The sequence below is a fragment of the Gilvimarinus gilvus genome, from assembly GCF_030518155.1.
GTDB classification, from domain to species: domain Bacteria; phylum Pseudomonadota; class Gammaproteobacteria; order Pseudomonadales; family Cellvibrionaceae; genus Gilvimarinus; species Gilvimarinus gilvus.
Genome location: NZ_JAULRU010000406.1, coordinates 1 through 315 on the forward strand (window position 1 = coordinate 1; position 315 = coordinate 315).

1 protein-coding gene is annotated in these 315 nt (G+C 38.7%); it reads left to right on the plus strand.

Annotation, left to right across the window (positions count from 1 at the left end):
• The coding region (locus QWI17_RS06795) for an efflux RND transporter permease subunit (RefSeq protein WP_302721768.1) at positions 1-315 on the plus strand (315 nt) is incomplete at both ends.

Below are 315 nucleotides of genomic sequence, written 5' to 3' on the forward strand. Positions count from 1 at the left end.
GAGAATTGCCAACTATGGTTTAAAAATTCAAGATATTAATGACATTGTGAGTACTGCCTTTGCAGGAAAAGCAGCAGGTGTAGTATATGAAAATGAGCGAAAATTTGATCTGGTAGTTCGTCTGGACAATGAGCACAGAACCTCTATAGAAGATGTAAGTAATCTATTCATACCAACGCCTAGTGGAGAACAAATTCCGCTTTCTCAAGTAGCTGATGTCAACTATAAATTAGGTCCAGCACAAATAAGCCGTGAAGACGGAAAACGTCGTATATATGTTGGCTTTAACGTTCAGGGAAGAGATGTTGCAAGTGT